The organism is Cupriavidus sp. 10L43_2 (genome assembly GCF_056395265.1).
This window is the reverse complement of sequence record NZ_JBFTJE010000021.1, coordinates 57,056-80,246: the sequence shown is the minus strand read 5'-3', so window position 1 is coordinate 80,246 and position 23,191 is coordinate 57,056. Positions and strand designations below refer to the sequence as shown.

Genomic DNA, 23,191 nt, shown 5'->3' with positions numbered 1-23,191 from the left:
CCGGAAGGACCGGAAGGCCCCCGCCCGCCCCGGGCGGCGGCGCTGGCCCTCATGCCTCGCGCTCGTCCAGCGTGAGCACGATGCGCCGGTCCTGCCGCCCCGCCCGCTCCCATGCCTCGGCCACCTCGGCCATCGGCAGGGTCTCCACGTCGAGGCGCAGGTCGCCATCCAGCGCGTACATGAGGATGTCCTCCACGTACGCCTGCACATAGTCCAGCGGCGGGTAGCTGGACGGCCCGTAGCCCATCAGCCGGAGCCGCGACTCGCGCAGCGACTGGGCGGGCAGCACGATGTCGCCCCCGGGCCGCTCGGCCACCGAGACCAGCCGCACGCCGCGGTCGTCGGGAGACGGCACGACGTGGTCCGAGCGGGCCAGCGCGGCCGCCAACAGCTCCACCGGCTCCCCCCAGATGTAGTCCAGGATCACGTCGATCCCCTCCTCCGCATAGGCCGAGAACGTGTGTTCGAGCGCGTTGCGTGACAGGCGCAGGTCGATCATCGCATCCACCTCCAGGGTGGCCAGCGCCTCCTGGCGGTGCCCGGCGGCGATGACCCGCCTGGCGCCGAGCAGCCGCGCCGCCTGAACCGCCATGCGCCCGGCCGCCGTGGTGGCGCCAAGCACCATCACCGTCTCGCCGGGCTCCAGTTCGGCGCGGTGCGCCAGCGGCAGCCACGCCATCAGCGCCGGCCGCACCAGCGCCGCCGCGAACTCGCCCGGCAGGCCGTCCGGCAGCGGCACGACCCAGTCCGCCGGCGCGAACTCGGCCATCGCGCCGAACGGCCGCCGCGTGGCGCTGAAATAGACGCGCTCGCCGCCGGCCGTATGACCGACGCCATCCACCCCGCACACCACCGGCAGCGTGAGCGGGCTGCTGGCGTGCATCCCGGCGGCGGCCTGCCGGTCGATCGCATGGATGGCGGCGGCGCTCACCCCCACCAGCCGCTCGCAGTACGTGGTGTCGGGGTCGGGGAAGGACTCGAAGCGCGGAATATCGCCCAGGTGGTGCAGAACCACGGCTTGCATCGGAAAACTCCTAGTTGGAACGTCCATCGGACAGGGAAAGCGAACCTCTCTGTCGACGATGGTAGGGAGCATTCCGGCCCGGGTATGTGAGCCGATTCTGAAAAATGCGGCGGGTGGCCACAAAACAAAACAGGCGACGCTCAATCGCGTCGCCTGCCTGTTTGTCTCGCCGGGATGTCAGCGCACCATCACTTCAATCCCAGGACAGCGCCCCGCCGGTCTGGTACTCGATCACGCGCGTCTCGAAGAAGTTGCGCTCCTTCTTCAGGTCGATCATCTCGCTCATCCACGGGAACGGGTTTTCCTCGTTCGGGAACAGCTGCTCCAGGCCGATCTGCTGGCAGCGGCGGTTGCAGATGAAGCGCAGGTAGGACTTGAACATCGGCGCGTTCAGGCCCAGCACGCCACGCGGCATGGTGTCTTCGGCGTACTTGTATTCCAGGTCCACGGCCTGCTTGAACAGCTCCGCGATCTCGGCCTTGAAGTCGGCCGTCCACAGGTGCGGGTTCTCGAGCTTGATCTGGTTGATCAGGTCGATGCCGAAATTGCAGTGCAGCGACTCGTCGCGCAGGATGTACTGGTACTGCTCGGCGGCACCGGTCATCTTGTTCTGGCGGCCCATCGCCAGGATCTGCGTGAAGCCCACGTAGAAGAACAGGCCTTCCATGATGCAGGCGAACACGATCAGGCTCTTGAGCAGCTTCTGGTCGTTCTCGGGCGTGCCGGTCTTGAACGACGGATCGGTCAGCGTGTCGATGAACGGGATCAGGAACTCGTCCTTGTCGCGGATCGACTTCACCTCGTGGTACGCGTTGAAGATCTCGGCCTCGTTCAGGCCCAGCGACTCCACGATGTACTGGTAGGCGTGCGTGTGGATGGCCTCCTCGAAGGCCTGGCGCAGCAGGTACTGGCGGCATTCCGGCGCCGTGATCTGGCGGTAGGTGCCCAGCACGATGTTGTTCGCGGCCAGCGAGTCGGCCGTGACGAAGAAGCCCAGGTTGCGCTTGATGACGCGGCGCTCGTCCTCGGTCAGACCATTGGGGTCCTTCCACAGGGCGATGTCGCGCGACATGTTGATTTCCTGCGGCATCCAGTGGTTGGCGCAGCCGGCCAGGTACTTCTCCCACGCCCACTTGTACTTGAACGGCACGAGCTGGTTCACGTCGGTGGAGCCGTTGATCACGCGCTTGTCGGCGGCGTTCACGCGGCGCTCGCTCTGCACGGCGGCGGCGTTCGGGTTGTTGCCCAGGATGCCCGGCTGCGTGGCGGCCGGCGGCAGTGCGCCCTGCTCGTCAGCGGCGGCCAGGGTGGCAGGTTGCAGCGCGGGCTGCGGGGCAGCCTGCGGCTTGGCTTGAACGTCGTCGTCCCAGCTCAGCATGTTATTTCTCCGTTATTCGTAGATGGCTGGCGGTGGCCAGCACTGGCGCCCGCGTCATGGGGGCGCCGGCCCTCTCCCCCGGCCCCTCTCCCGCAAGCGGGCGAGGGGTGCAAACCGTTGGGGGGCTTGTTACGTCTTGCTTACTGGCAGGCTTCGCACTCGTCGAAGCCGGCGTCGCCCGGGCGCATGGTGCAGACCGCGCCTTCGGCTTCCGGCATGGCCGGGGCCGAGGCGGCGGCGGCTTCCAACGCCGACACGCCACCGTCGCTGCCCGACGACACCGCGTTCAGCGAGCCGCGCGACACCGTGGACTTCTCCACGTGCGTGGCCGCCATCGTGCGCAGGTAGTACGTGGTCTTCAGGCCACGCAGCCAGGCTTGCTTGTAGGTATCGTCCAGCTTCTTGCCCGACGCGCCAGCCATGTAGATGTTCAGCGACTGGGCCTGGTCGATCCACTTCTGGCGGCGGCTCGCGGCCTCCACCAGCCAGCTCGGCTCCACCTCGAAGGCCGTGGCGTAGATGTCGCGCAGGTCTTGCGGAATGCGGTCGATGCGGGCCAGCGAACCATCGAAGTACTTCAGGTCCGCCACCATCACTTCGTCCCACAGGCCGCGTGCCTTGAGGTCGCGCACCAGGTAGTCGTTGACCACCGTGAACTCGCCCGAGAGGTTCGACTTCACGTACAGGTTCTGGAAGGTCGGCTCGATGCAGGCCGACACGCCGATGATGTTCGAAATGGTCGCGGTCGGGGCGATCGCGATGCAGTTCGAGTTACGCATGCCGTGCTGCTTGATGCTGGCGCGCAGGCTGTCCCAGTCCATCGACGAGGACATGTCCACTTCCAGGTAGCCGCCGCGCTCGTCGGCCAGCAGCTTGAGCGAGTCCTGCGGCAGGATGCCACGGTCCCACAGCGAACCCTCGTAGGTGCTGTAGCGGCCACGTTCCTGCGCCAGCTCGTTCGATGCCTCGTAGGCGTAGTAGCAGACCGCTTCCATCGACGTATCGGCGAACTTCACGGCGGCGTCGCTGGAGTACGGCGTGCGCAGCACGTGCAGGCAGTCCTGGAAGCCCATGATGCCCATGCCCACCGGGCGGTGGCGCAGGTTCGAATTGCGCGCCTTGTCCACCGCGTAGTAGTTGATGTCGATSACGTTGTCGAGCATGCGCATCGCGGTGCGGATGGTCTTCTGGAGCTTGGCGTGGTCGAGCACGTGGGTGCCGTCGGCCTCCTGCTTCAGGTGGGCCACCAGGTTCACCGAACCCAGGTTGCACACGGCGATTTCGCTCTCGTTCGTGTTCAGCGTGATTTCCGTGCACAGGTTGGAGCTGTGCACCACGCCCACGTGCTGCTGCGGGCTACGGATGTTGCACGGATCCTTGAACGTGATCCACGGATGGCCGGTCTCGAACAGCATGCCCAGCATCTTGCGCCAGAGCTGGATGGCCGGCACCTTCTTGAACAGCTTCAGTTCGCCGCTGGCAGCCTTGGCTTCATAGGCGACGTAGGCCTGCTCGAACGCCTTGCCGACCTTGTCATGCAGGTCCGGGCAGGTGGCGGGCGAGAACAGCGTCCATTCGGCGTTTTCCATCACGCGCTTCATGAACAGGTCCGGAATCCAGTTGGCCGTGTTCATGTCGTGGGTGCGGCGGCGGTCGTCGCCGGTGTTCTTGCGCAGCTCGAGGAATTCYTCGATGTCCAGGTGCCACGTCTCCAGGTAGGCGCAGACGGCGCCCTTGCGCTTGCCGCCCTGGTTCACGGCCACGGCCGTGTCGTTCACCACCTTCAGGAACGGCACCACGCCCTGGCTCTTGCCGTTGGTGCCCTTGATGTGGGAGCCCAGCGCGCGCACGTTGGTCCAGTCGTTGCCCAGGCCGCCGGCGAACTTCGACAGCAGCGCGTTTTCCTTGAGGGCTTCGTAGATGCCTTCCAGGTCGTCCGACACCGTGGTCAGGTAGCACGACGAGAGCTGCGAGCGGCGCGTGCCCGAGTTGAACAGCGTGGGCGTGGACGACATGAAGTCGAACGACGACAGCAGCTGGTAGAACTCGATGGCGCGGGCTTCGCGGTCGCGCTCTTCCAGCGCCAGGCCCATGGCCACGCGCATGAAGAAGGCCTGCGGCATTTCGATGCGCTGCTCTTCCACGTGCAGGAAGTAGCGGTCGTACAGCGTCTGCAGGCCGAGGTAGTTGAACTGGAAGTCGCGCGAGGCGTCCAGCGCCGCGCCCAGGCGGGCCAGGTCATACGTGGCCAGCTTTTCGTCCAGCAGTTCGGCCTGAATGCCGCGGGCGATGAACTTCGGGAAGTACTCGGCGTAGCGCGAGCCCATCTCGGCCTGCGTCACTTCGCCGCCGAGGATTTCCTTGCGGATCGTGTGCAGCAGGATGCGGGCGGTGACCTGGCTGTAGTCCGGGTCCTTCTCGATCAGGGTACGCGCGGCCAGGATGGCGGAGTCGTACACCTGGCTCAGCGGCACGCCGTCGTACAGGTTCTTGAGCGTTTCCTTGAGGATCGGCTCGGCGCTCACGCCGTTGCCCAGGCCGCTGCAGGCGGTGTCGATCAACTCGTGCAGCGCGGCCAGATCCAGCACGCGGCTCACGCCGTTGTCGTTCACGTTGAAGGCCACGCCCTGTTGCACACGCGCCACGGTCTGCGCATTGGCCTGCGCGCGCTCCTGGGTGCGCTTCTCGCGATACAGCACGTAGGCACGGGCCACTTCATGCTCGCCCGAGCGCATCAGCGCCAGTTCCACGTGGTCCTGCACGTCCTCGATATGGAAGGTGCCGCCGTTCGGCCGGCTGCGCAGCAGCGCGCGCACCACGTTCTGGGTGACCTGTTCCACGATCTCGCGCACGCGCGCGGAGGCAGCGCCCTGGCCGCCGTTCACGGCCAGGAAGGCCTTGGTCACGGCGACGGCAATCTTGTTCGGCTCGAACGCCACCACGGCCCCATTGCGGCGGATGAGCTTGTAGTCCTGATAGTTGGCGCCGGCAGCGGCGGGGGTCTGCTGCGACGTTCCGGCGGCGCCGACAACGCCCGCCGATCCCGTGTTTTGTTGTTCGTTCTGGGCCGTTTGCATGAGGTAACTCCTGTTTTAACCCTTGTAATGAAGTGACAAAGTCCCTAGCAAAATGCGCTTCAGAAGACACTCGACACCGGCCTTGCCGGGGCGAGAACCAAACTGCACAGGCGTTCATTCTGCTAGGGACTCTTGCGATACCGCCGGCCGCGTCACTACTGTGGCGCCTGCGTCGCAATCCATTGCGGCGCAGGCTTCACACCTCGGCCGGTTCCCCGGTAGTACCACTAGATATAGTGGTCACTGCGAAAAACTGGGCTAAGTATAGTGAAACGAATCGGAAAGACCAGTCTTGACAAGTCAGATGCCGGTCTGGGGACGGGGTGTGCGGCGGCGCCACATTCCCGCAAGCCGCGCTACGCCAAGGGATGGCGGCGGCCCGTGCGCCACCGCACAAATTTTCTAAAATTTTTTAATCGTGGCGAGTCGCCGATAGGCGGCCCAAGTGTGGGGATTTCACATCGCTGTCACGCGGGCGAATGCCTGAATATGAGGCATCGTGCACAAGGGGGCGGCGGGTCAGGAACCACCCCGTCGATAAGGCAGCAGCGCTGGCGTCACATCGGCCAGTCTGGCGAATCGGTCCCAGTCGAAGTGCGGGCCGGGGTCGGTTTTGCGGCCGGGGGCGATGTCGCTGTGGCCGGCGATGCCGGTGATCGGGTAGGTCGTGCGCAGGGCGGCGACGATGCGGGCGGCGGTGTCGTATTGGCCCAGGGTAAAGGGCTGGTCGTCGGCGCCTTCGATCTCGATGCCGATGGAGAAGTCGTTGCAGCGCTGGCGGCCGCAGTAGGCTGACTGGCCCGCATGCCAGGCACGTTGCGTACACGCCACAAACTGCACCAACTCGCCCTCGCGGGTGATCAGGAAGTGGGCGGAGACGCGGACGTCGCGGATCGTTTCGAAGAACGGGTGGCGGGCGGTGTCGAGCCGGTTCTGGAAGAACGCCTCGATGTCGCCCGTGCCGAACTGGCCCGGCGGCAGGCTGATGTTGTGCAGCACCACCACGTCGACGGGCATGCCCTCGGGGCGGGTGTCGAAGTTGGGCGATGGCACGCGGCGCGCGGCCGGCACCCAGCCGTCGGCGTCTGGCAGCCAGTCTGCGGCCACGTCAGCCATCGCGGCCCTCGCCTTCCGCCATCGATTCGCTGTCGTCGCGCCCTTCCCGGCCATCGCGCCCTTCGCGTTCGTCGCGGATCTCGAGTTGCTGGATGCGGTAGCGCAGCTGGCGGAAATTCAAACCCAGCAGCGGCGCGGCCGTGGTGCGATTAAAGCCGGTCTGGCGCAGCGCGCGCAGGATCAATTCGCGCTCAAGGGCCTCGAGCCGGGCCGGCAGGTCGATGGGGAACGTGACGTCGCGCAACGCATCGACCATCGGATCGATGGATGGCTGGGGCGGCGGCGCCTCGGCCACGGCACCCCCCGCCTCCGGCGCCGTCAGGCTGGCCGCCGACCAGGCCGGGCTGCCCCAGGTCTCATAACCGGTCGGCGCGGTCTCCGGCACCGGCACGGGCGCGCCTTGCAGCAGGCTGGCGCGATCCACGCCGGCTTCGAGCGGCCCGAGGTCCGCCACCGCGATCTCGTCCGATTCGGCGAAGGCGTAAGCGCGTTCCAGCAGGTTTTCGAGTTCCCGCACGTTGCCGGGGAAGCGGTACGCCGCCAGCCGCGCCAGCGCCGGGCCGGACAGCCGGCGCGGGCGCGCATCGCCGTAGCGCACGGCCAGGTGTTCGAGGATGACCTGCGCCAGCACCGGAATGTCCTCGCCCCGCTCGCGCAGCGTCGGCATGCGCAGCTCCAGCACGTTCAGGCGGTAGTACAAGTCCTGGCGGAACGATCCGGCGGCGACCATCGCGGCCAGATCCTTGTGGCTCGCGCACATCACGCGCACGTCCACGGTGTCTTCCCGACTGGCGCCGATCTTGCGCACGCGTCGCTCCTGCAACGCGCGCAGCAGCTTTACCTGCATGGTCAGCGGCAGGTCCGCCACCTCGTCCAGCAGCAGCGTGCCGCCGTGCGCGGCGTGGAAGAAGCCGCCGCGCTCGGCGTCGGCGCCCGTGAACGCGCCCTTCACGTAGCCGAAGAATTCCGACTCCATCAGCGTCTCGGGAATCGCCCCGCAGTTCACGGCCACGAACGGATGCGCGGCGCGCGCGCTCACGGCGTGGATGGCGCGCGCCGCGCGCTCCTTGCCGCTGCCCGATTCGCCACTGATCACCACCGGCGCCATGCTGCGCGCCAGCCGCGACAGCGAGCGGCGCACGTCCTGCATGGCCGGGGACAGCCCCGGCAGCAGGCCGGCGGCGCGGTCGGCGGCTTCAGCGGTCTCGGCAGCCTCGGCGCTGCGCGCGCCGCCCTCCGCCGCGCCACGCTGCTGGCGGCCCAGCGCGTTCAGGATCAGGGTGCGTAGCTGGTCGAGCGACACCGGCTTGGCGATATAGTCGAACGCCCCGGCCTTGAGGGCATCGACGGCATTGTCGGCGCTGCCGTAGGCGGTGATCACGGCCACCGGCGTGCGCTCGGGCGAGGCCGACAGTTGCCGCACGATGTCGATGCCCAGCCCGTCGCCGAGCCGCATATCGGTCAGCACCAGGCTGTAGCGGCGCTCCGCCAGTCGCAGCCGCGCCTCGGCCAGCGAGCCGGCCATCACCACGTCGTGCCCCATGCGGCGCAGCGAGATGTCCAGCAGCTCGCGCAGGTCGGCCTCATCGTCGATGACGAGAATCGGATCGGGAACGGGCGGTCTGGCGGACATGGCGTGGGGGTTGGGTTGCGGGGGGCGGCGGATCAGGCCTGGGCGGCCGTTACAACGTCGGGCGTCTCGATCCGCATCGTCAGCACGAACGCCTTGGCCGGCAGTGTATCGCGAGCGCCGGGCCCGAGCAGCCCTGTGCGATCCAGCAACGGTTCCAGCGCGATGGTGCCGTAGCGCACCTGGGCGTCATTGGCGCCGCACAGCTCGCGCGCCATGAACAGGCCCAGCCCGGTGCCCTGGGCGTTGCTGGTGAAGAACGGCTCGAACAGGCTGCGCTGCTGCTCGCGCGTGACCTCGGCGCCATCGTTCCAGACGATCAGTTCGGCATGGTGCTGATCCAGCGCATGGGCCAGCAGACGGATGGCGCCCGGCAGCCGGCTGCAATAGCGCCAGGCGTTATCGAGCAGGTTGCCGAGCACCTGCTGCAGTTGCGCGGCATCGAAGATCACCGGGCGTTGCAGGTCCACGGCGAGGCGGATGGCATTGGCGTTGATATCGGCGCGCGGGCCGCCGCGCGAGCGCATCTCCAGCCGCCAGCGTTCCACGATCTCGGGCAGCGCCTGGCCCAGCTCCACCGCGCTGTGGCCGGTGCGGGGGCGGCGCGAGAGTTGCAGCACATCGGACACCACCTGATCGAGCCGGCGCACGTTGTCGCTGATGATGCGCAGCAGCCGGGCGTCGATATTGCCCTCGCCCGCCCCGGAATCGGCCAGCAGCTCGTTGGCCTGGCTGATGGCCGCGAGCGGGTTGCGGATCTGGTGCGCCACGCTGGCCACCAGTCGGCCCATGCCGGCAAGTTTCTCCTGCTGCACCTGCTCGGCAATCCGTTCCCAGCTTTCGATGTGGACCAGCACCGTGTCGCGCATCTCGCTGCGCAGCAGCGTCTCGTCCTCGGGGCTCCAGGCCATGGCCTCGTTCTGGGCGATGGCCAGACGCAGCCGGGCCGCGCCTTCGGGCGACATGTCGTTCCAGCCGACGGTATCGAGCGCGCTCGGCGCGGTCAGCGCCCCGCCCAGCGTGGAGCGCAGCCCGGCCAGCCCCGGCAGCACGAAGCGCAGCCGCAGGCGGGTATGCAGCATCGGCCCACCCAGCGCCGACGGGCGCGACGGCAGCGGCAGTAGCTGCAGGATGCGCGGCACATCGTCATTGGTCTGGATCCAGTCGCGCAGCATTTCCATCAGCGGCTGCAGGCGCGGGATGCGGCGCAGGTCGAACAGCACCTTGTCGCGCTCGCCGGCGCGCACCTGCCCTTCCCGGATCCGCTCGTGCGGCTGCACGCCCAGCAGCACCACGGCCGCGGGGTTGGCGGCCACCACCACGCCGTTGGCGCGCACCAGCATCACGCCGTCCTGCATGTCGTTGACCATGAGCCGGTTCACCAGTTGCTGCAGGCGCAGTTCCTGCTCGCGCGCCAGCGCAATCTGCTCCTGGGCGATCTGCCGGTTGGCGAGCATGTACATCACCAGCGCGGCGATCATGAACACCAGGCCGAACAGGCCGGAACCGAGCAGGTTGGCATCGGCCTGGCGCACCAGCAGCGTCTGCACGAAGGGCTGGCCCATTACCACCAGCGCCGACACCGCCGCCGTGAACAGCGCGAACATCAGGCTGGTCAACGCCCCGGCCTCGAGCGCCGGCAGCAGGAAGATCATGGCGAGACCTTCGGCGTGGCTGCCCAGCCGGCCCACCACCGCGAAGATCCCGGCCAGCAGCGCCAGGTCGACCATCACCTGTACGCGCACGCGCACATGGAAATGGCGGCGCCACAGCGTGCCCACCAGCGTGACCATGGCGATGCAGAGGTAGGGGAGCACCACCGGCAGCGCGGCGGCCATGCGCGGATTGGCGGCGAGGGTGGCCGCGGCACCGGCGGCCACGCCAGGATCCGGCGCGGCGCGTTCCAGCGGCAGCCACACGTAGCCCACCAGCAGCAGCGCCACGGCCGCGCGGGTCCAGCAGAAATAGCGCAGCAGGCGCCAGTGGAATTCAGGCGGCTCGGGTTGGCGCCACAGCTCGACCAGCACGCGCCAGCCGTTGAGGCGGGACCAGGCCGAGCGGCGCGAGGTCATGGGCGCGCGTCGGTGTCGCCATGGCCGGACATCTCCGAGCCATCGGGCAGATGACTGCGCCGGCAGTAGTGCAGGCCGTTCCAGCCGATGGCCTCGCCACGCGGCAGGTGCACGCCGCACTGGGCGCACTGGACCATCGGCTCGGACGATGCCGCGCCTTCGGTCTTGCGCTGCGCCGGGCCAGGGCGGGCGGTCGGCTGCTCGTGCGCGTCGCGGGCGGCCGCGCGCTGGCGCAGCCACCAGATGATCGCCAGCACAACGGCCAGCAGGAGGAAGATTCTTGCCATGGGGGCGATGACGATCAGGAGATCACTAGATCAGGAGAGGCGGTGCAGCACCACTTCGATCACGAAGCGGCTGCCCACGTAGGCCAGCAGCAGGATGCCGAACGAGGCGATGACCCAGCGCAGGGCGGTGCGCCCGCGCCAGCCCCGGAAATGCCGGCCGACCAGGATGCCGCCGAACATCGCCCAGGACAGGATCGCGAACACGGTCTTGTGGTCCACGCGGAAGGCCCGGGCGAACAGCTGCTCGGAGAACAGGAAGCCGGACAGGATGGTCAGCGTCAGCAGCACGAAGCCCGCCGCGATCAGCCGGAACAGCAGCTTTTCCAGCGTCAGCAGCGGCGGCAGCAGGTCCAGCCAACGGCCCAGCCATTGCCCGGACGATGCTTCGGCGCTGGTCGGCCGGTTGAAGCCATGGAGCCGGCGCTCGGCCAGCAGCATCAGGAAGGCGTGGAACGCCGCCAGCGTGAACAGCCCATAGGCCACGTTGGCGATGACGAAATGGAGCTTGAACAGCGGCCGCGCGGCGTAGCCGAGGATCTGCGCGCCCGGGAAGGCCAGCGGCATCAGGCCGGCCAGCATCGCCACCGGAAAGACGATCAGGCCGAGCCCGGCCAGCGAGAAGAAGAAGCTTTCGATCCAGTAGATGCCCACGCCCAGCCACAGCATGGCGGAGAGCGCGAAGGCGAAGCCGAACATCATGCGGTCTGCCGGGAAGATGGTTTCGTGCAGCAGCATGCCGTGGCTGACCAGCGCGCCGAGCACCACGGCGTGCCACCATGCGGGCTGGCCGTCCGCGCGGCCATCGCCGGGCGGCGCCATCAACACGGCCGTGGCGGCGCCAGGGCGCCCGCCGGGGCCCGGATGGCCCGGATGACCGACAGCTCCCCCGCCAGCGGCCGCCAGCCGGGGGTTGCGCGTTGCCCAGCCGTGAAAGGCCAGGCCGCAATAGAGAAGTGCCGTCAAGGCATACAGTACAATGGCCATTTGCGCAGTTTACCCTAGGGCCTGTCCCTCGTGCCCTTGTCCGTGATGCCTCACGACAACGCCACGCGCGCGCCCCATCCACGCCGAATCACGAGCCGAACCTCTCCCCACTGCCATGCTGGATAACCTCACACAACGCCTGGCGCGGGTCGTCAAGACCATGCGCGGCGAGGCCCGACTGACCGAGGCCAACACCGCCGAGATGCTGCGCGAAGTGCGCCTTGCCATGCTCGAAGCCGACGTGGCGCTACCCGTGGTGCGCGAGTTCGTCGCCCGCGTCAAGGAAAAGGCGCTCGGCGAGGAAGTCGTCAGCAGCCTCACCCCGGGCCAGGCCCTCGTCGGCGTGGTCCAGCGCGAGCTGACCGCGGTCATCGGCGGCGACGAAGCCGTCGACCCCAAGCCGGGCGAGCAGAAATCGGGCGAACTGAACCTGAACGTCCAGCCGCCAGCGATCATCCTGATGGCCGGCCTGCAGGGCGCGGGCAAGACCACCACCTCCGGCAAGCTCGCCAAGTGGCTTAAGGAGAACAAGAAGAAGAAGGTGCTGACGGTGTCGTGCGACGTGTATCGCCCCGCCGCCATCGCCCAGCTGCGCACGGTGTCCGAGCAGGTTGGCGCCGACTTCTTCCCGTCCGAGCCGGACCAGAAGCCCGTGGACATCGCCCGCGCGGCGCTGGACTGGGCCCGCAAGCACTACCACGACGTGCTGATCGTCGATACGGCCGGCCGGCTCGGTATCGACGAGGCGATGATGGCGGAAATCGCCGCGCTGCACGCCGAGCTGAAACCGGTGGAAACGCTGTTCGTGGTCGACGCCATGCTCGGCCAGGATGCCGTGAACACCGCCAAGGCGTTCAACGACGCGCTGCCGCTGACCGGCGTGGTCCTGACCAAGCTCGATGGCGACGCACGCGGCGGTGCCGCGTTGTCTGTACGTCACATTACGGGCCGTCCGATCAAGTTCGTGGGGGTGGGCGAGAAGCTCGACGGCCTGGAGCCGTTCTACCCCGACCGCATGGCCCAGCGCATTCTGGGCATGGGCGACATCCTCGCACTGGTGGAGGAAGCCCAGCGCGGCGTGGACATGGACGCCGCCGAGAAGCTCGCCAAGAAGATCAAGAAGACCGGCGGGTTCGATCTCGAGGACTTCAAGGCGCAGATCGGCCAGATGAAGAAGATGGGCGGCATCGGCAGCCTGGTGGACAAGCTGCCGGCCCAGTTCGCCCAGCAGGCGCAGGGCGCCAATATGGATCAGGCCGAGAAGTCGGTGCGCCGCATGGAGGGCATCATCAACAGCATGACCGCCGCCGAGCGCGCCAAGCCGGAGCTGATCAAGGCCAGCCGCAAGCGCCGCATCGCGGCCGGCGCCGGCGTGCCGGTGCAGGAAGTGAACCGCCTGCTGAACCAGTTCGAGCAGATGCAGGGCATGATGAAGAAGCTCAAGGGCGGCGGCATGATGAAGATGATGCGCCAGATGGGCGGGATGAAGGGCGGCATGAAGGGCCTGTTCAACCGCTAAGCATCGCCCAGACCCACAGATATAAGGACAGAGACATGATGATGACCGCAGACCAGGCCCGCGAACTCTGGGCCAGCTCCGAGGAAATCGTTAGCGCCGCGGAAGTGCAGGATTCGCTGGACCGCATGGCCGATGACATCACCGCGCGCATGGGCGATGCCTTCCCGCTCGTGCTGTCGGTGATGGGCGGCGCGGTGGTCTTCACCGGCATGCTGCTGCCGAAGCTGCAGTTTCCGCTGGAATTCGACTACATCCACCTGTCGCGCTACAACAACAAGACGGTGGGCGGCGAGATGCAATGGCGCGTGGCGCCGCGCGAGTCGGTCAAGGACCGGGTGGTGCTGGTGTTGGACGACATCCTCGACGAAGGCGAGACCATGGCGGCCATCCGCGAGCGCATTCTCGACATGGGCGCCAAGGAATTCCACGCCGCCGTGCTGTGCGAGAAGACCCTGCTCAAGGCCAAGCCGATGCACCCGGACTTCTGCGGCTTCAAGGTGCCAGACCGCTACGTCTTCGGCTGCGGCATGGATGTGAAGGGCTACTGGCGCAACCTCGGCGCCATCCGCGCGCTGGTCTGACTCCCGGACTGGCCTGATTTACGGCGCGCGGCCGTCCGTCGGACTCAGCTTCCGACCCGGTACGGCCGCTCGCGCAGCCACTTGGTGGCAATCCACTTCTCCCCTGACACCACCGGCATGCCGCCGTGCAGCGTGCGGTCGTCCAGCGTGCCGTCCGGCAGCTTGTAGCTGAAAAACACAGCATTGCCCTTGACCGGGGCCACATCCAGCCCGATTCGCGGGAAGGTGGTGGCGCCGCCGGCCGGCGTGCTGTTCAGGTAGATCACCAGCGTGGCCACGCGCTGGCCGCCCACGGCCATCTGGCGCGCCTCGCCCGGATTCTTCGGATTGAAATAGTCGTAGTGCGGCTGGTATTCGGCGCCAGGCTTGTAGTTGAGCACCTGGAAGCCCTCGCCGTGCTCCATCGGCACGCCGGTCACGGCGGCGATGCGTGCCTCCAGCACTTCGAGCAGCGGGTGCTCGCCGACCTGGAACATCGCGCCGGTGCTGGTACGGGCCTCGTGGACGTTCTCGTCACCCGTGGCGGGATTGACCACGGACGAGCGCTGCATGCGGTCACGCGAGAGCGCCACCAGGGCGTCGCACTCGGCCTCGCTGAACAGGCCCTGGAGCAGCATCACGCGCGGCGCCTCGATGCGGAACAGCACCGGGATGTCCCGGCCCGCGTCGCGGATGGCGTTGCCGGCGGGGTCCGGGCCCACCATGTCGGACTTCGGCCGTACCCGGGCGGCGGGCGCCTTGGTGGCGTCGGTGGTGGCCGGGTGCGGCTGGCCCAGCGCATCGGCCACCATGGCCCGGGCGAAGGTCGCGTCGTAGCCGGCGCGCTGCATCGACAGCACCAGCGCATCGGCGTTGAATCCCTGCTTGATATGGCGGGCCAGCCAGCGCTCCAGTTCCGGCGAGGAGGCGTGGTAGCCCTGCCCGGCGGCCCCGGCAGCGTCGGTGCGGGAGTCGAATGTCATGACGGATTGGCCAGTCGCTGCGGCGAAAACGGGTTGCGCGCGGGGGACTCCGGCGGCAGGCGGCGCGAGGTGGCCGGCGGCGGCACGGCGGCTGCGCCCGGGTCGCCGGCGATCGTCACCGTCGATTCCGAATACTGCCAGCGCTTCCACGCGCCCAGCACGGCGTTCGGGTACTCCGGCCGGCCCCGGCTGCCGTTGTAGCGGCCGAGCGCCAGGAACAGGTCGCCGTTCTCGCGGTCCAGGTAGTGGCGCAGGATGGTGCAGCCGTAGCGCAGGTTGCTCTGGAGGTGGAACAGCTTGCGCACGTCGCTGTCGCCGATGGTACGCACCCAGAACGGCATGACCTGCATCAGCCCACGTGCATCGGCCGAGCTGATCGCATATTTCCGGAAGCCGCTTTCCACCTGGACCAGCCCGAGCACCAGCGACGGCTCCAGCCCGGCCCGCTTGGCCTCGTAGTAGACCGTCTCGATCAGTTCCACGCGGATCTGCGGCTCGGGAATCCGGGATTCGAGCCGGCGCGACATCTCGCCCAGCCATTTCAGGTAGCCGAGCCGCTCGCCGCCCGAGGCGAACGCCGGGCGGACGGGCCTGCCATCGGCAATGGCCGCCGCCAGCGCGCCGCGCACGGAGTCGGCCAGCGCCTCCTCCTTCTGCGCCCCCGCATGGGCCGTGGCCGCCGCGACGGCCAGCAGCAGGCCGCCGGCCAGCACGGACCAGCGGCGGGGGGTGAACAGGCGTGACGCGTGCATCGGCTTCCTTTTCCTTACTTCAACAGCGGATTTCAGCTGGCCAGCTGGGTGCGCACATGGCCCACCACGTCAGCCACGGCCACCGGGGTGGCCTGGGCGTCGCGGCGGCCCTGGTATTCGACCTTGCCTTCCTTCAGGCCACGGTCGCCCACCACCACGCGGTGCGGCACGCCGATCAGTTCCCAGTCGGCAAACATCACGCCGGGGCGCTCGCCACGGTCGTCCAGGATCACATCGACACCGGCCGCCAGCAGCTCGGCATGGATGCGGTCGGCTTCCGCGCGCACAGCTTCGTTGCGGTCGTAGCCGACCGGGCAGACCACCACCGCGAACGGGGCGATGGCGGCCGGCCAGATGATGCCGCGCTCATCGTAGTTCTGTTCGATGGCAGCGCCAAGAATCCGCGTCACGCCAATGCCGTAGCAGCCCATCTGCATCGGCTGGGTCTTGCCGTTCTCGTCGAGGTAGGTGGCGCTCATCGACTCGGAATACCGGGTGCCGAGCATGAACACGTGGCCCACCTCGATGCCCCGGCAGATCTCCAGCGTGCCCTTGCCGTCCGGCGAGGCGTCGCCGGCCACCACGTTGCGCAGGTCCGCCACGATCGGCTCGGGCAGGTCGCGGCCCCAGTTCACGCCGGTGTAGTGGTAGTCGCGGTCATTGGCGCCACAGCAGAAATCGGCCATGTTGGCCACCGTGCGGTCCGCCACCAGCTTCACCGGCTTCTTCGTGCCGATCGGGCCGAGGTAGCCGGGGGGCGAACCGAAGGTGTCGACGATCTCGTTCTCGGTCGCGAAGCGGAAATCTAGCAGGCCCGGCACCTTCGACGCCTTGACCTCGTTCAGTTCGTGGTCGCCACGCAACAGCAGCAGCCAGATCTCGGCGCCGGCGTCGGTGTCCTTGGCCAGCACGATCGACTTCACCGTGCGCACCAGCGGCATGTTCAGGAATTCGGCGACGTGCTCGCACTTGGCCTTGCCCGGGGTGTGGGTCTTGGCCATGGCCTCGGCCGGCGCGGGACGGGCGGCGTCCAGCGGCAGCGCCTCGGCGGCTTCCATGTTGGCGGCGTATTCCGAGGTGGGGCAGTAGACGATGGCGTCCTCGCCGGTATCGGCGATCACGTGGAACTCGTGCGAGCCCGAGCCGCCGATGGCGCCGTTATCGGCCGCCACAGCGCGGAATTCCAGGCCGAAACGCTGGAAGATGCGCGTGTAGGTGTCGTACATGTTGCGGTACGAGCCCTTCAGGCCGTCCAGGTCCCGGTCGAAGGAATAGGCGTCCTTCATGGTGAACTCGCGGCCACGCATGATGCCGAAGCGGGGCCGGCGCTCGTCGCGGAACTTGGTCTGAATCTGATAGAAGTTCACCGGGAGCTGCTTGTAGCTGCGGATGTCGCTGCGGGCGATGTCCGTAACCACTTCCTCGGAAGTCGGCTGCATGACGAAATCGCGCTCGTGGCGGTCTTTCAGGCGCAGCAGCTCGGGGCCCATCTTGTCCCAGCGGCCGGTCTCCTGCCAGAGTTCGGCCGGCTGGATCACGGGCATCGACAGTTCCAGGGCGCCGGCGCGGTTCATTTCCTCGCGGACGATGTTCTCCACCTTGCGGATCACGCGCAGCCCCACCGGCATGTAGCTGTAGATGCCGGCGCCGACCTTTTTGATCATGCCAGCCCGCATCATGAGTTTGTGCGACACGATTTCCGCGTCGGCGGGGGCTTCCTTGAGGGTGGAAATGAAGAATTGCGAGGCTTTCATCCGTTGCTTTCTCGTGAGTCGGGCAGTGCCCGGCAGCGCCGGCCTGGCCAGGCGCGRCATTTCATTTGGCGGGACGCGCCGGAAACTGCCCTTCCCGCTCGGGGAAAACCAGCATTCCCGGCGTCAGGCCGACCCGCGCGCTTCCTTTATAATCGACGTAATTCTAAAGGATTCGAGGTGCAGTCATGCTCGATCGTGAAGGCTTTCGCCCGAACGTCGGCATCATCCTCATCAACGCACGCAACGAGGTTTTCTGGGGCAAGCGAATCGGCGAACACTCCTGGCAGTTTCCGCAGGGCGGCATCAAGTACGGCGAAACGCCGGAACAGGCCATGTACCGCGAGCTGCAGGAAGAAGTCGGCCTGCTTCCGGAGCACGTCAGGATCGTCGGTCGCACGCGCGACTGGTTGCGTTATGAGGTGCCGGACAAGTTCATCCGCCGCGAAATCCGCGGCCACTATAAGGGCCAGAAGCAGATCTGGTTCCTGTTGCGCATGGTCTGCCGCGATTGCGACATCCACCTGCGTGCCACGGACCATCCCGAATTCGACGCCTGGCGCTGGAGCCAGTACTGGGTGCCGCTGGACGCGGTCATCGAATTCAAGCGCGATGTCTACCAGATGGCGCTGACCGAGTTGTCGCGCTTCCTGAATCGTGGCCGCGCGCCGCTGAGTCCCTATGGCACCCATGGTCACCATGGTTTCCACGGGAATCACGGCCATCCTGGCCACAACGGGCACCATGGCGGCGAGGGCCGGCATGGGGACGACGCACGCCCGGAAGAGCCAATGGCTGTGTCCGGCGTCGTGCCTGAGACCGCCGCCACGGCGATCCAGGAAGCCGTGCCCGCTTCGCCGGCCAGCCCGGCACCTACCCAACGGAGTTCCGATGACTAGTTTCACCGGCCGGCGCGTGCGCGCCGGTCTGTTGCTCGCCGCCGCCTGCCTGGCGCTGGCCGGCTGCAAGACCACCAGCAAGGGCCTGCCCGAGGAAGAGTCCACCTGGGTCAACCCGTTCGAGGAAAAGGTATTCAAGGAGGCCGACACCGGCCTGCCGGCGCTGCCCCAGGAAGCGGACCTGATTCCGTTCTCGGTCAACGGCAGCGGGGATTTCCGCTTCGCAGTGGACAGCAAGTCCATCAGCGTGGGCCCGGACAAGGTGGTGCGCTTCACCGTGGTCATCACCAGCCCCGGCGGCGGACGCAATGTGAACTACGAAGGCATGCGCTGCGACGCGTTCGAGCGCAAGCTCTACGCCACCCTGCCGCAGGGCGCCACGGCCTGGATTCCGAACCGGGCCGACGACCGCGACACCTGGTATCGGATGGAAACCCGCGCCCGCAACGCCTACCCGGCCGCGCTGGCCACCGACTTCTTCTGCGAAGGCCGCACCGTGGCCGGCAGCCCGGAGAAGATGATCAAGGACCTGCGCGCCTACGCGCCGCGCCGCTAACCCGGCGCTTCGGCAAGGCTGGAATGCAAAACGGCGAGGCCCTGGGGCCTCGCCGTTTTGCTTCATCTTGCCTCGGTTTGTCGTCAGAAATCAGACGAGTACGAGGTTGTCCCGGTGAATCAGCTCCGGCTCGTTCAGGTGGCCCAGCACCGATTCGATCTCGGACGAAGGCTTGCGGGCAATCAGCCGCGCCTCGGCGCTCGAATAGTTGGTGATGCCGCGCGCCACCTCGTGGCCAGCCGGGCTCACGCAGGCGATCACCTCGCCACGCGCAAATTCGCCCTGCACCTCCACCACGCCAATCGGCAGCAGCGACTTGCCGCCGCTGGTCAGCTTCTCCACCGCACCGTTATCGATGACCACCCGGCCGCGCAGCTGCAAGTGATCTGCCATCCACTGCTTGCGCGCGGTCAGGCGGCCGGTCGGCGCCAGCAACTGGGTGCCGATGGCCTCGCCTTCGGCCAGCCGGCCCAGCACGTCGGCCTCACGGCCCGAGGCGATGGTGGTGTGGGCGCCGGACTTCGCCGCGCGCTTGGCCGCCAGGATCTTGGTCAGCATGCCGCCCCGCCCGATCGACGTCCCGGCACCGCCCGCCATGGCTTCCAGTTCCGGCGTGCCGGCCAGCGCCTCGTCCACGAACCTGGCGTTCGGGTCCTTGCGCGGATCGGCCGTGTACAGCCCGCGCTGGTCGGTCAGGATGACCAGTGCGTCGCCTTCGATCAGGTTGGTGACGAGCGCGCCCAGCGTGTCGTTGTCGCCGAACTTGATTTCGTCGGTCACGACCGTATCGTTCTCGTTGATGATCGGCACCACGCCGAGCGAGAGCAGCGTCAGCAGCGTGGAGCGCGCGTTCAGGTAGCGTTCCCGGTCGGCCAGGTCGGCGTGGGTCAGCAGCACCTGCGCGGTGCGGATGCCGTAGCGCCCGAACTGGCTTTCGTAGACCTGGGCCAGCCCCATCTGCCCGACGGCGGCAGCGGCCTGCAATTCGTGGATTTCCTTGGGCCGGCGCACCCAGCCCAGGCGCTGCATGCCTTCGGCGATGGCGCCGGAACTGACCAGCACCACTTCCTTGCCGGCGCCGCGCAGCTTGGCGATCTGGGCTGCCCAGCGCGCGATGGCGTCGTGGTCCAGCCCCTTCCCATCATTGGTGACCAGGCTCGAGCCTACCTTGACGACAATGCGTTTTGCCTGGGCGATGACCGATTGCATGGCGAGGATCCTGTCTCCGGGTGCCGGGGTGTTCTGGTTATTCTGCGGTACTGGCTAGCCCTCGCCGCAAGGCGTCAGGCCTGGTTGCCCTGATCACCCTGATCGCCAGCGCCGGCATCGGGCGCCACGTTGTGCAGGCGGTCGTCCAGACGGATATCGGGCTCGGCCAGCGCGGCGGCCTCTTCGGCCTTGATCGCGGCCAGATGGTCCTTGATCGCGTAGATCAACTCACGGCAGCCCTCGCCAGTCAGCGCCGAAATGTGGAACACGGGCCCCTTCCACTTGTAGCGCTTGACGAAGTCCTTCATGCGCGTGGCGCGCTCTTCATCCGGCACCACATCGAGCTTGTTCAGCACCAGCCAGCGCGGCTTCTCGTACAGCGTTTCGTCGTACTTCTTCAATTCGTTGACGATGGCACGCGCCTCGGCCACCGGATCGACGTTCTCGTCGAACGGGGCGATGTCCACAATGTGCAGCAAGAGGCCCGTGCGCTGCAGGTGGCGCAGGAACTGGTGACCCAGCCCGGCACCTTCGGCGGCGCCTTCGATCAGGCCGGGAATGTCCGCCACCACGAACGATTGCTCGTGGTCCACACGGACCACGCCGAGGTTCGGATGCAGCGTCGTGAACGGATAGTCGGCCACTTTGGGACGCGCGTTCGAGATATGCGAGATGAACGTCGACTTGCCCGCGTTCGGCATGCCGAGCAGGCCCACGTCGGCCAGCACCTTGAGTTCGAGCCGCAGCATTCGGCGCTCGCCGGGCTTGCCGTCGACCTGCTGGCGCGGCGCGCGGTTGGTACTCGACTTGAAGTGGAGGTTGCCCCAGCCGCCCATGCCGCCTTCGGCCAGGCACACGGTCTGGCCGTGCTCGGTCAGGTCGGCGATGACCTCGCCGGTGTCCATGTCCATGATCAGCGTACCGACCGGCATGCGCAGCGTGACGTCCTCGCCGGCAGCGCCGTAGCAATCCGCGCCACGGCCGTTCTCGCCGTTACGGGCCACGTGCTTCTTGGAGTAGCGGTAGTCGATCAGGGTGTTGATATTGCGGTCGGCCTGCGCGAACACGCTGCCGCCCCGCCCGCCGTCACCGCCATCGGGGCCACCGAAGGGCACAAACTTCTCGCGCCGGAACGACGCACTCCCGTTGCCGCCATTGCCGGCAATCGCCTCGATTCGGGCTTCGTCGATGAACTTCATATTGGTCTTCCCAGATGGATCGGGCCGGCTTTATTCATGCCAGAAATGAAAAGGCCCCGCAAGTGTTGCGGGGCCTTCGGGCTGCAAAGGCTGTTATCAGGCCGCCGGAACGACGCTGACTTGCTGCTTCTTGGCAGCGCCCTTGACGGCGAACTGCACGTGACCGTCCACCAGTGCGAACAGGGTGTGGTCCTTGCCGATACCCACGTTATCACCAGCGTGCACGCGAGTGCCGCGTTGGCGAACGATGATGCCGCCGGCGTTGATGGCCTGGCCACCGTACACCTTCACGCCCAGACGCTTCGATTCCGAATCACGGCCGTTCCGCGTGGAACCGCCGCCTTTTTTCTGTGCCATGTCTTAACTCCTGTTTACCTGATTGCGTTGAATACCTGTTGTCCGAGCAATGCTCAGGCAACGATGGCTTCGATGCGCAGTTCGGTGTAATTCTGACGATGGCCCTGGCGCTTCTGGTAGTGCTTGCGACGGCGCATCTTGAAGATCTTCACCTTGTCGTGACGACCCTGGGAGATCACGGTAGCCTTGACGGAAGCCCCGCTCACCAGCGGCGTACCAAACTTGATTTGGTCGCCGGCGCCCACTGCGAGCACCTGGTCCAGCGTGATTTCTGCGCCAATGTCTGCCGGTATCTGTTCTACTTTAAGTTTTTCGCCAGCAGCAACCTTGTATTGCTTGCCGCCGGTTTTTACGACCGCGTACATTGTCGAACCTCTCGATGTGAATGAAACGTTGAATGCTGCCCCGGTATCTCACGGGACCGGCGCCGTTTCGTGCGCCGACTTGCTGCTTTGCCGTCCGGCGGCTCGCCGTATACAGCGCAAACCAACCGAAGGAACCGGCGATTGTAGACCAGTTTTCCAGAAAGCGCAAAGGGCGCGATACGGAAAGGTCAAAGAAAAGCCAACGGAAACAAATACATAGCCTGCCGGAGCGTTGCGCAGCGGCGACTGGCGCACTTCGCGCCGGAATGCGGATCAGATCAGGTCGGCGAGCAGGAACCCGGCAAGGGCGGCAAACGCCACCCACCAGGCGGTGCGGCGGACCTGCCTGCGGGAGGCAGGGGCCTTGTTCATGCCGTCATTATAGATAGGCGCCGCCCCTTCCGGGCCGTTCTGGCCGCATGCAAGCGGCCATGGCGACACCGCGATCGCATATAATCCACCGGTTTTGCGAACCGGTGATTCCATCTTGTCCCAGTCTTCCGCCACTGCCTTGCTTGCCCCGGTCGCTGCCGACATGCGCGCCGTYGAYGCCGTCATCCGKCGSCGCCTGTCKTCKGAAGTGCCSCTGATCGAGCAGATCGGCGARTACATCATCGGSGCKGGCGGMAAGCGSCTGCGYCCGGTCATCCTGCTGCTTTCGGCGCGCGCGTTCGGCTACGAGGGCCATCGCCATCACGAACTCGCCGCTGTGGTGGAGTTCATCCACACCGCCACGCTGCTCCACGACGACGTGGTGGACGAATCCGAGTTGCGCCGTGGCCGCCAGACCGCCAACGCGGTGTTCGGCAACGCAGCCAGCGTACTGGTGGGCGACTTCCTCTATTCGCGCGCCTTCCAGATGATGGTCGAGGCCGGCAGCATGCGCATCATGGAGATCCTCTCCAATGCGACCAACGTGATTGCCGAGGGCGAGGTCCTGCAGTTGCTGAACATGCACGACCCGGACGTGACCGTGGAGCGCTACCTCCAGGTGATCCGCTACAAGACCGCCAAGCTGTTCGAAGCCTCGGCCGAACTGGGCGCGGTGCTGGCCGGCGCGGACCCCGCCATGGAAGAAGCCGCGGCCGAGTACGGCCGCCGCATCGGCACGGCATTCCAGCTGATCGACGACATGCTCGACTACACGGCCAGCGCCGAGCAGATGGGCAAGAACGCCGGCGACGACCTGCGCGAGGGCAAGCCCACGCTGCCGCTGCTCCACCTGCTCGAGCACGGCACCGCGGAACAGCGCGAACTCGCGCGCGAGGCCATCGTCCAGGGCGGCACGGAACACTTTGATGCAGTCTTCTCGGCCATCCATGCCAGCGGCGCGCTGGAGGTGACGTTTGCCGCCGCGCAGCGCGAAGCAGAAGCCGCGGAAAAGGCGGCAATGCAATTTCCCCCTTCCCAACTGAAGGAAACGCTGATACACTTGTGTGCTTTCTCGCTGCAACGTCAGTCGTAACAACGCAC

At 67.0% G+C, this 23,191-nt stretch carries 21 protein-coding genes; 5 read left to right on the top strand and 16 right to left on the bottom strand.

The window, feature by feature from the left end:
* Positions 1-49: 49 nt before the first annotated feature.
* The 8 genes from AC1DEL_RS24110 to AC1DEL_RS24075 form a co-directional block, all read right to left on the bottom strand.
* Complete coding sequence (locus AC1DEL_RS24110) at positions 50-1,024, bottom strand: quinone oxidoreductase family protein (protein ID WP_477126285.1); 975 nt, start codon at positions 1,022-1,024, stop codon at positions 50-52.
* Positions 1,025-1,217: 193 nt separating this feature from the next.
* Positions 1,218-2,402: a ribonucleotide-diphosphate reductase subunit beta gene (locus AC1DEL_RS24105; RefSeq protein ID WP_092298654.1), complete on the bottom strand. Its 1,185-nt coding sequence runs from the start codon at positions 2,400-2,402 to the stop codon at positions 1,218-1,220.
* Between the two features lie 140 nt (positions 2,403-2,542).
* A complete protein-coding gene (locus AC1DEL_RS24100; protein WP_092298652.1) occupies positions 2,543-5,479 on the bottom strand; it encodes a ribonucleoside-diphosphate reductase subunit alpha in 2,937 nt (978 codons plus the stop codon).
* 519 nt (positions 5,480-5,998) lie between these two features.
* Complete coding sequence (gene ampD, locus AC1DEL_RS24095; RefSeq protein ID WP_441592224.1) at positions 5,999-6,595, bottom strand: 1,6-anhydro-N-acetylmuramyl-L-alanine amidase AmpD; 597 nt, start codon at positions 6,593-6,595, stop codon at positions 5,999-6,001.
* Positions 6,588-8,228 carry a sigma-54-dependent transcriptional regulator gene (locus AC1DEL_RS24090; protein ID WP_477126286.1) on the bottom strand — a complete coding sequence of 547 codons (1,641 nt, stop codon included), beginning with the start codon at positions 8,226-8,228 and terminating at the stop codon, positions 6,588-6,590. Before AC1DEL_RS24090 ends, ampD begins: the two co-directional genes overlap by 8 nt.
* Before the next feature lie 32 nt (positions 8,229-8,260).
* Positions 8,261-10,297, bottom strand: a complete 2,037-nt coding sequence (locus tag AC1DEL_RS24085; protein ID WP_092298647.1) for a sensor histidine kinase — start codon at positions 10,295-10,297, stop codon at positions 8,261-8,263.
* Positions 10,294-10,584 carry a PP0621 family protein gene (locus AC1DEL_RS24080; protein ID WP_092298645.1) on the bottom strand — a complete coding sequence of 97 codons (291 nt, stop codon included), beginning with the start codon at positions 10,582-10,584 and terminating at the stop codon, positions 10,294-10,296. Before AC1DEL_RS24080 ends, AC1DEL_RS24085 begins: the two co-directional genes overlap by 4 nt.
* Positions 10,585-10,614: 30 nt before the next feature.
* Positions 10,615-11,568, bottom strand: a complete 954-nt coding sequence (locus AC1DEL_RS24075; protein WP_092298643.1) for a cytochrome C assembly family protein — start codon at positions 11,566-11,568, stop codon at positions 10,615-10,617.
* Between the two features lie 115 nt (positions 11,569-11,683).
* Here AC1DEL_RS24075 and ffh point away from each other — a divergent pair, with 115 nt between their 5' ends.
* Together ffh and AC1DEL_RS24065 are read left to right on the top strand one after the other, a co-directional pair.
* The gene (ffh, locus tag AC1DEL_RS24070; protein ID WP_092298641.1) at positions 11,684-13,087 is read left to right on the top strand and encodes a signal recognition particle protein; all 1,404 of its coding nucleotides are present in this window, start codon (positions 11,684-11,686) and stop codon (positions 13,085-13,087) included.
* A gap of 38 nt (positions 13,088-13,125) precedes the next feature.
* Positions 13,126-13,668 carry a hypoxanthine-guanine phosphoribosyltransferase gene (locus AC1DEL_RS24065; protein ID WP_092298972.1) on the top strand — a complete coding sequence of 181 codons (543 nt, stop codon included), beginning with the start codon at positions 13,126-13,128 and terminating at the stop codon, positions 13,666-13,668.
* 44 nt (positions 13,669-13,712) lie between these two features.
* Here the strand turns inward: AC1DEL_RS24065 and AC1DEL_RS24060 are convergent, their stop codons facing one another.
* The 3 genes from AC1DEL_RS24060 to AC1DEL_RS24050 are packed head-to-tail and all read right to left on the bottom strand — an operon-like array spanning position 13,713 to position 17,136.
* The gene (locus AC1DEL_RS24060) at positions 13,713-14,630 is read right to left on the bottom strand and encodes a 2OG-Fe(II) oxygenase (protein WP_441592221.1); all 918 of its coding nucleotides are present in this window, start codon (positions 14,628-14,630) and stop codon (positions 13,713-13,715) included.
* Complete coding sequence (locus AC1DEL_RS24055; protein WP_092298635.1) at positions 14,627-15,382, bottom strand: lytic transglycosylase domain-containing protein; 756 nt, start codon at positions 15,380-15,382, stop codon at positions 14,627-14,629. The genes AC1DEL_RS24060 and AC1DEL_RS24055 overlap by 4 nt, the downstream gene beginning before the upstream one ends.
* Before the next feature lie 32 nt (positions 15,383-15,414).
* Positions 15,415-17,136, bottom strand: coding sequence for a proline--tRNA ligase (locus AC1DEL_RS24050; RefSeq protein WP_441643920.1), 1,722 nt, complete (start codon positions 17,134-17,136; stop codon positions 15,415-15,417).
* 185 nt (positions 17,137-17,321) lie between these two features.
* Here AC1DEL_RS24050 and AC1DEL_RS24045 point away from each other — a divergent pair, with 185 nt between their 5' ends.
* Positions 17,322-18,032, top strand: a complete 711-nt coding sequence (locus AC1DEL_RS24045; protein WP_092298629.1) for an RNA pyrophosphohydrolase — start codon at positions 17,322-17,324, stop codon at positions 18,030-18,032.
* A complete protein-coding gene (locus tag AC1DEL_RS24040) occupies positions 18,025-18,588 on the top strand; it encodes a CNP1-like family protein (RefSeq protein ID WP_092298626.1) in 564 nt (187 codons plus the stop codon). The genes AC1DEL_RS24045 and AC1DEL_RS24040 overlap by 8 nt, the downstream gene beginning before the upstream one ends.
* Positions 18,589-18,678: 90 nt before the next feature.
* Here the strand turns inward: AC1DEL_RS24040 and proB are convergent, their stop codons facing one another.
* From proB to AC1DEL_RS24015, 5 genes are all read right to left on the bottom strand, one after another.
* The gene (gene proB / locus AC1DEL_RS24035) at positions 18,679-19,797 is read right to left on the bottom strand and encodes a glutamate 5-kinase (RefSeq protein ID WP_092298623.1); all 1,119 of its coding nucleotides are present in this window, start codon (positions 19,795-19,797) and stop codon (positions 18,679-18,681) included.
* A gap of 74 nt (positions 19,798-19,871) precedes the next feature.
* Positions 19,872-20,996, bottom strand: coding sequence for an Obg family GTPase CgtA (gene cgtA, locus AC1DEL_RS24030; protein WP_441592217.1), 1,125 nt, complete (start codon positions 20,994-20,996; stop codon positions 19,872-19,874).
* Positions 20,997-21,092: 96 nt separating this feature from the next.
* Positions 21,093-21,353: a 50S ribosomal protein L27 gene (gene rpmA / locus AC1DEL_RS24025; protein WP_061955320.1), complete on the bottom strand. Its 261-nt coding sequence runs from the start codon at positions 21,351-21,353 to the stop codon at positions 21,093-21,095.
* A gap of 53 nt (positions 21,354-21,406) precedes the next feature.
* Complete coding sequence (rplU, locus tag AC1DEL_RS24020) at positions 21,407-21,718, bottom strand: 50S ribosomal protein L21 (protein WP_006576525.1); 312 nt, start codon at positions 21,716-21,718, stop codon at positions 21,407-21,409.
* A gap of 273 nt (positions 21,719-21,991) precedes the next feature.
* Entirely contained in the window at positions 21,992-22,255 is a 264-nt protein-coding gene (locus AC1DEL_RS24015) for a hypothetical protein (RefSeq protein WP_441592213.1), read from the bottom strand.
* Between AC1DEL_RS24015 and ispB the strand changes: the two genes are divergently transcribed.
* The gene (gene ispB, locus AC1DEL_RS24010; RefSeq protein ID WP_092298617.1) at positions 22,254-23,183 is read left to right on the top strand and encodes an octaprenyl diphosphate synthase; all 930 of its coding nucleotides are present in this window, start codon (positions 22,254-22,256) and stop codon (positions 23,181-23,183) included. The genes AC1DEL_RS24015 and ispB overlap by 2 nt on opposite strands.
* Positions 23,184-23,191 lie beyond the last annotated feature (8 nt).

Excerpts from the sequence above, each read along its gene's own strand:
- AC1DEL_RS24015 (WP_441592213.1), bottom strand. The coding sequence starts at position 22,255 with ATGTCGGCAGCGACCGGGGCAAGCAAGGCAGTGGCGGAAGACTGGGAC.
- AC1DEL_RS24075 (WP_092298643.1), bottom strand. The coding sequence starts at position 11,568 with ATGGCCATTGTACTGTATGCCTTGACGGCACTTCTCTATTGCGGCCTG.
- proB (WP_092298623.1), bottom strand. The coding sequence starts at position 19,797 with ATGCAATCGGTCATCGCCCAGGCAAAACGCATTGTCGTCAAGGTAGGC.
- AC1DEL_RS24110 (WP_477126285.1), bottom strand. The coding sequence starts at position 1,024 with ATGCAAGCCGTGGTTCTGCACCACCTGGGCGATATTCCGCGCTTCGAG.
- AC1DEL_RS24080 (WP_092298645.1), bottom strand. The coding sequence starts at position 10,584 with ATGGCAAGAATCTTCCTCCTGCTGGCCGTTGTGCTGGCGATCATCTGG.
- AC1DEL_RS24045 (WP_092298629.1), top strand. The coding sequence starts at position 17,322 with ATGCTCGATCGTGAAGGCTTTCGCCCGAACGTCGGCATCATCCTCATC.
- AC1DEL_RS24105 (WP_092298654.1), bottom strand. The coding sequence starts at position 2,402 with ATGCTGAGCTGGGACGACGACGTTCAAGCCAAGCCGCAGGCTGCCCCG.
- AC1DEL_RS24065 (WP_092298972.1), top strand. The coding sequence starts at position 13,126 with ATGATGACCGCAGACCAGGCCCGCGAACTCTGGGCCAGCTCCGAGGAA.
- cgtA (WP_441592217.1), bottom strand. The coding sequence starts at position 20,996 with ATGAAGTTCATCGACGAAGCCCGAATCGAGGCGATTGCCGGCAATGGC.
- ampD (WP_441592224.1), bottom strand. The coding sequence starts at position 6,595 with ATGGCTGACGTGGCCGCAGACTGGCTGCCAGACGCCGACGGCTGGGTG.
- rplU (WP_006576525.1), bottom strand. The coding sequence starts at position 21,718 with ATGTACGCGGTCGTAAAAACCGGCGGCAAGCAATACAAGGTTGCTGCT.
- AC1DEL_RS24055 (WP_092298635.1), bottom strand. The coding sequence starts at position 15,382 with ATGCACGCGTCACGCCTGTTCACCCCCCGCCGCTGGTCCGTGCTGGCC.
- ffh (WP_092298641.1), top strand. The coding sequence starts at position 11,684 with ATGCTGGATAACCTCACACAACGCCTGGCGCGGGTCGTCAAGACCATG.
- AC1DEL_RS24090 (WP_477126286.1), bottom strand. The coding sequence starts at position 8,228 with ATGTCCGCCAGACCGCCCGTTCCCGATCCGATTCTCGTCATCGACGAT.
- AC1DEL_RS24040 (WP_092298626.1), top strand. The coding sequence starts at position 18,025 with ATGACTAGTTTCACCGGCCGGCGCGTGCGCGCCGGTCTGTTGCTCGCC.
- AC1DEL_RS24060 (WP_441592221.1), bottom strand. The coding sequence starts at position 14,630 with ATGACATTCGACTCCCGCACCGACGCTGCCGGGGCCGCCGGGCAGGGC.
- rpmA (WP_061955320.1), bottom strand. The coding sequence starts at position 21,353 with ATGGCACAGAAAAAAGGCGGCGGTTCCACGCGGAACGGCCGTGATTCG.
- AC1DEL_RS24085 (WP_092298647.1), bottom strand. The coding sequence starts at position 10,297 with ATGACCTCGCGCCGCTCGGCCTGGTCCCGCCTCAACGGCTGGCGCGTG.
- AC1DEL_RS24050 (WP_441643920.1), bottom strand. The coding sequence starts at position 17,136 with ATGAAAGCCTCGCAATTCTTCATTTCCACCCTCAAGGAAGCCCCCGCC.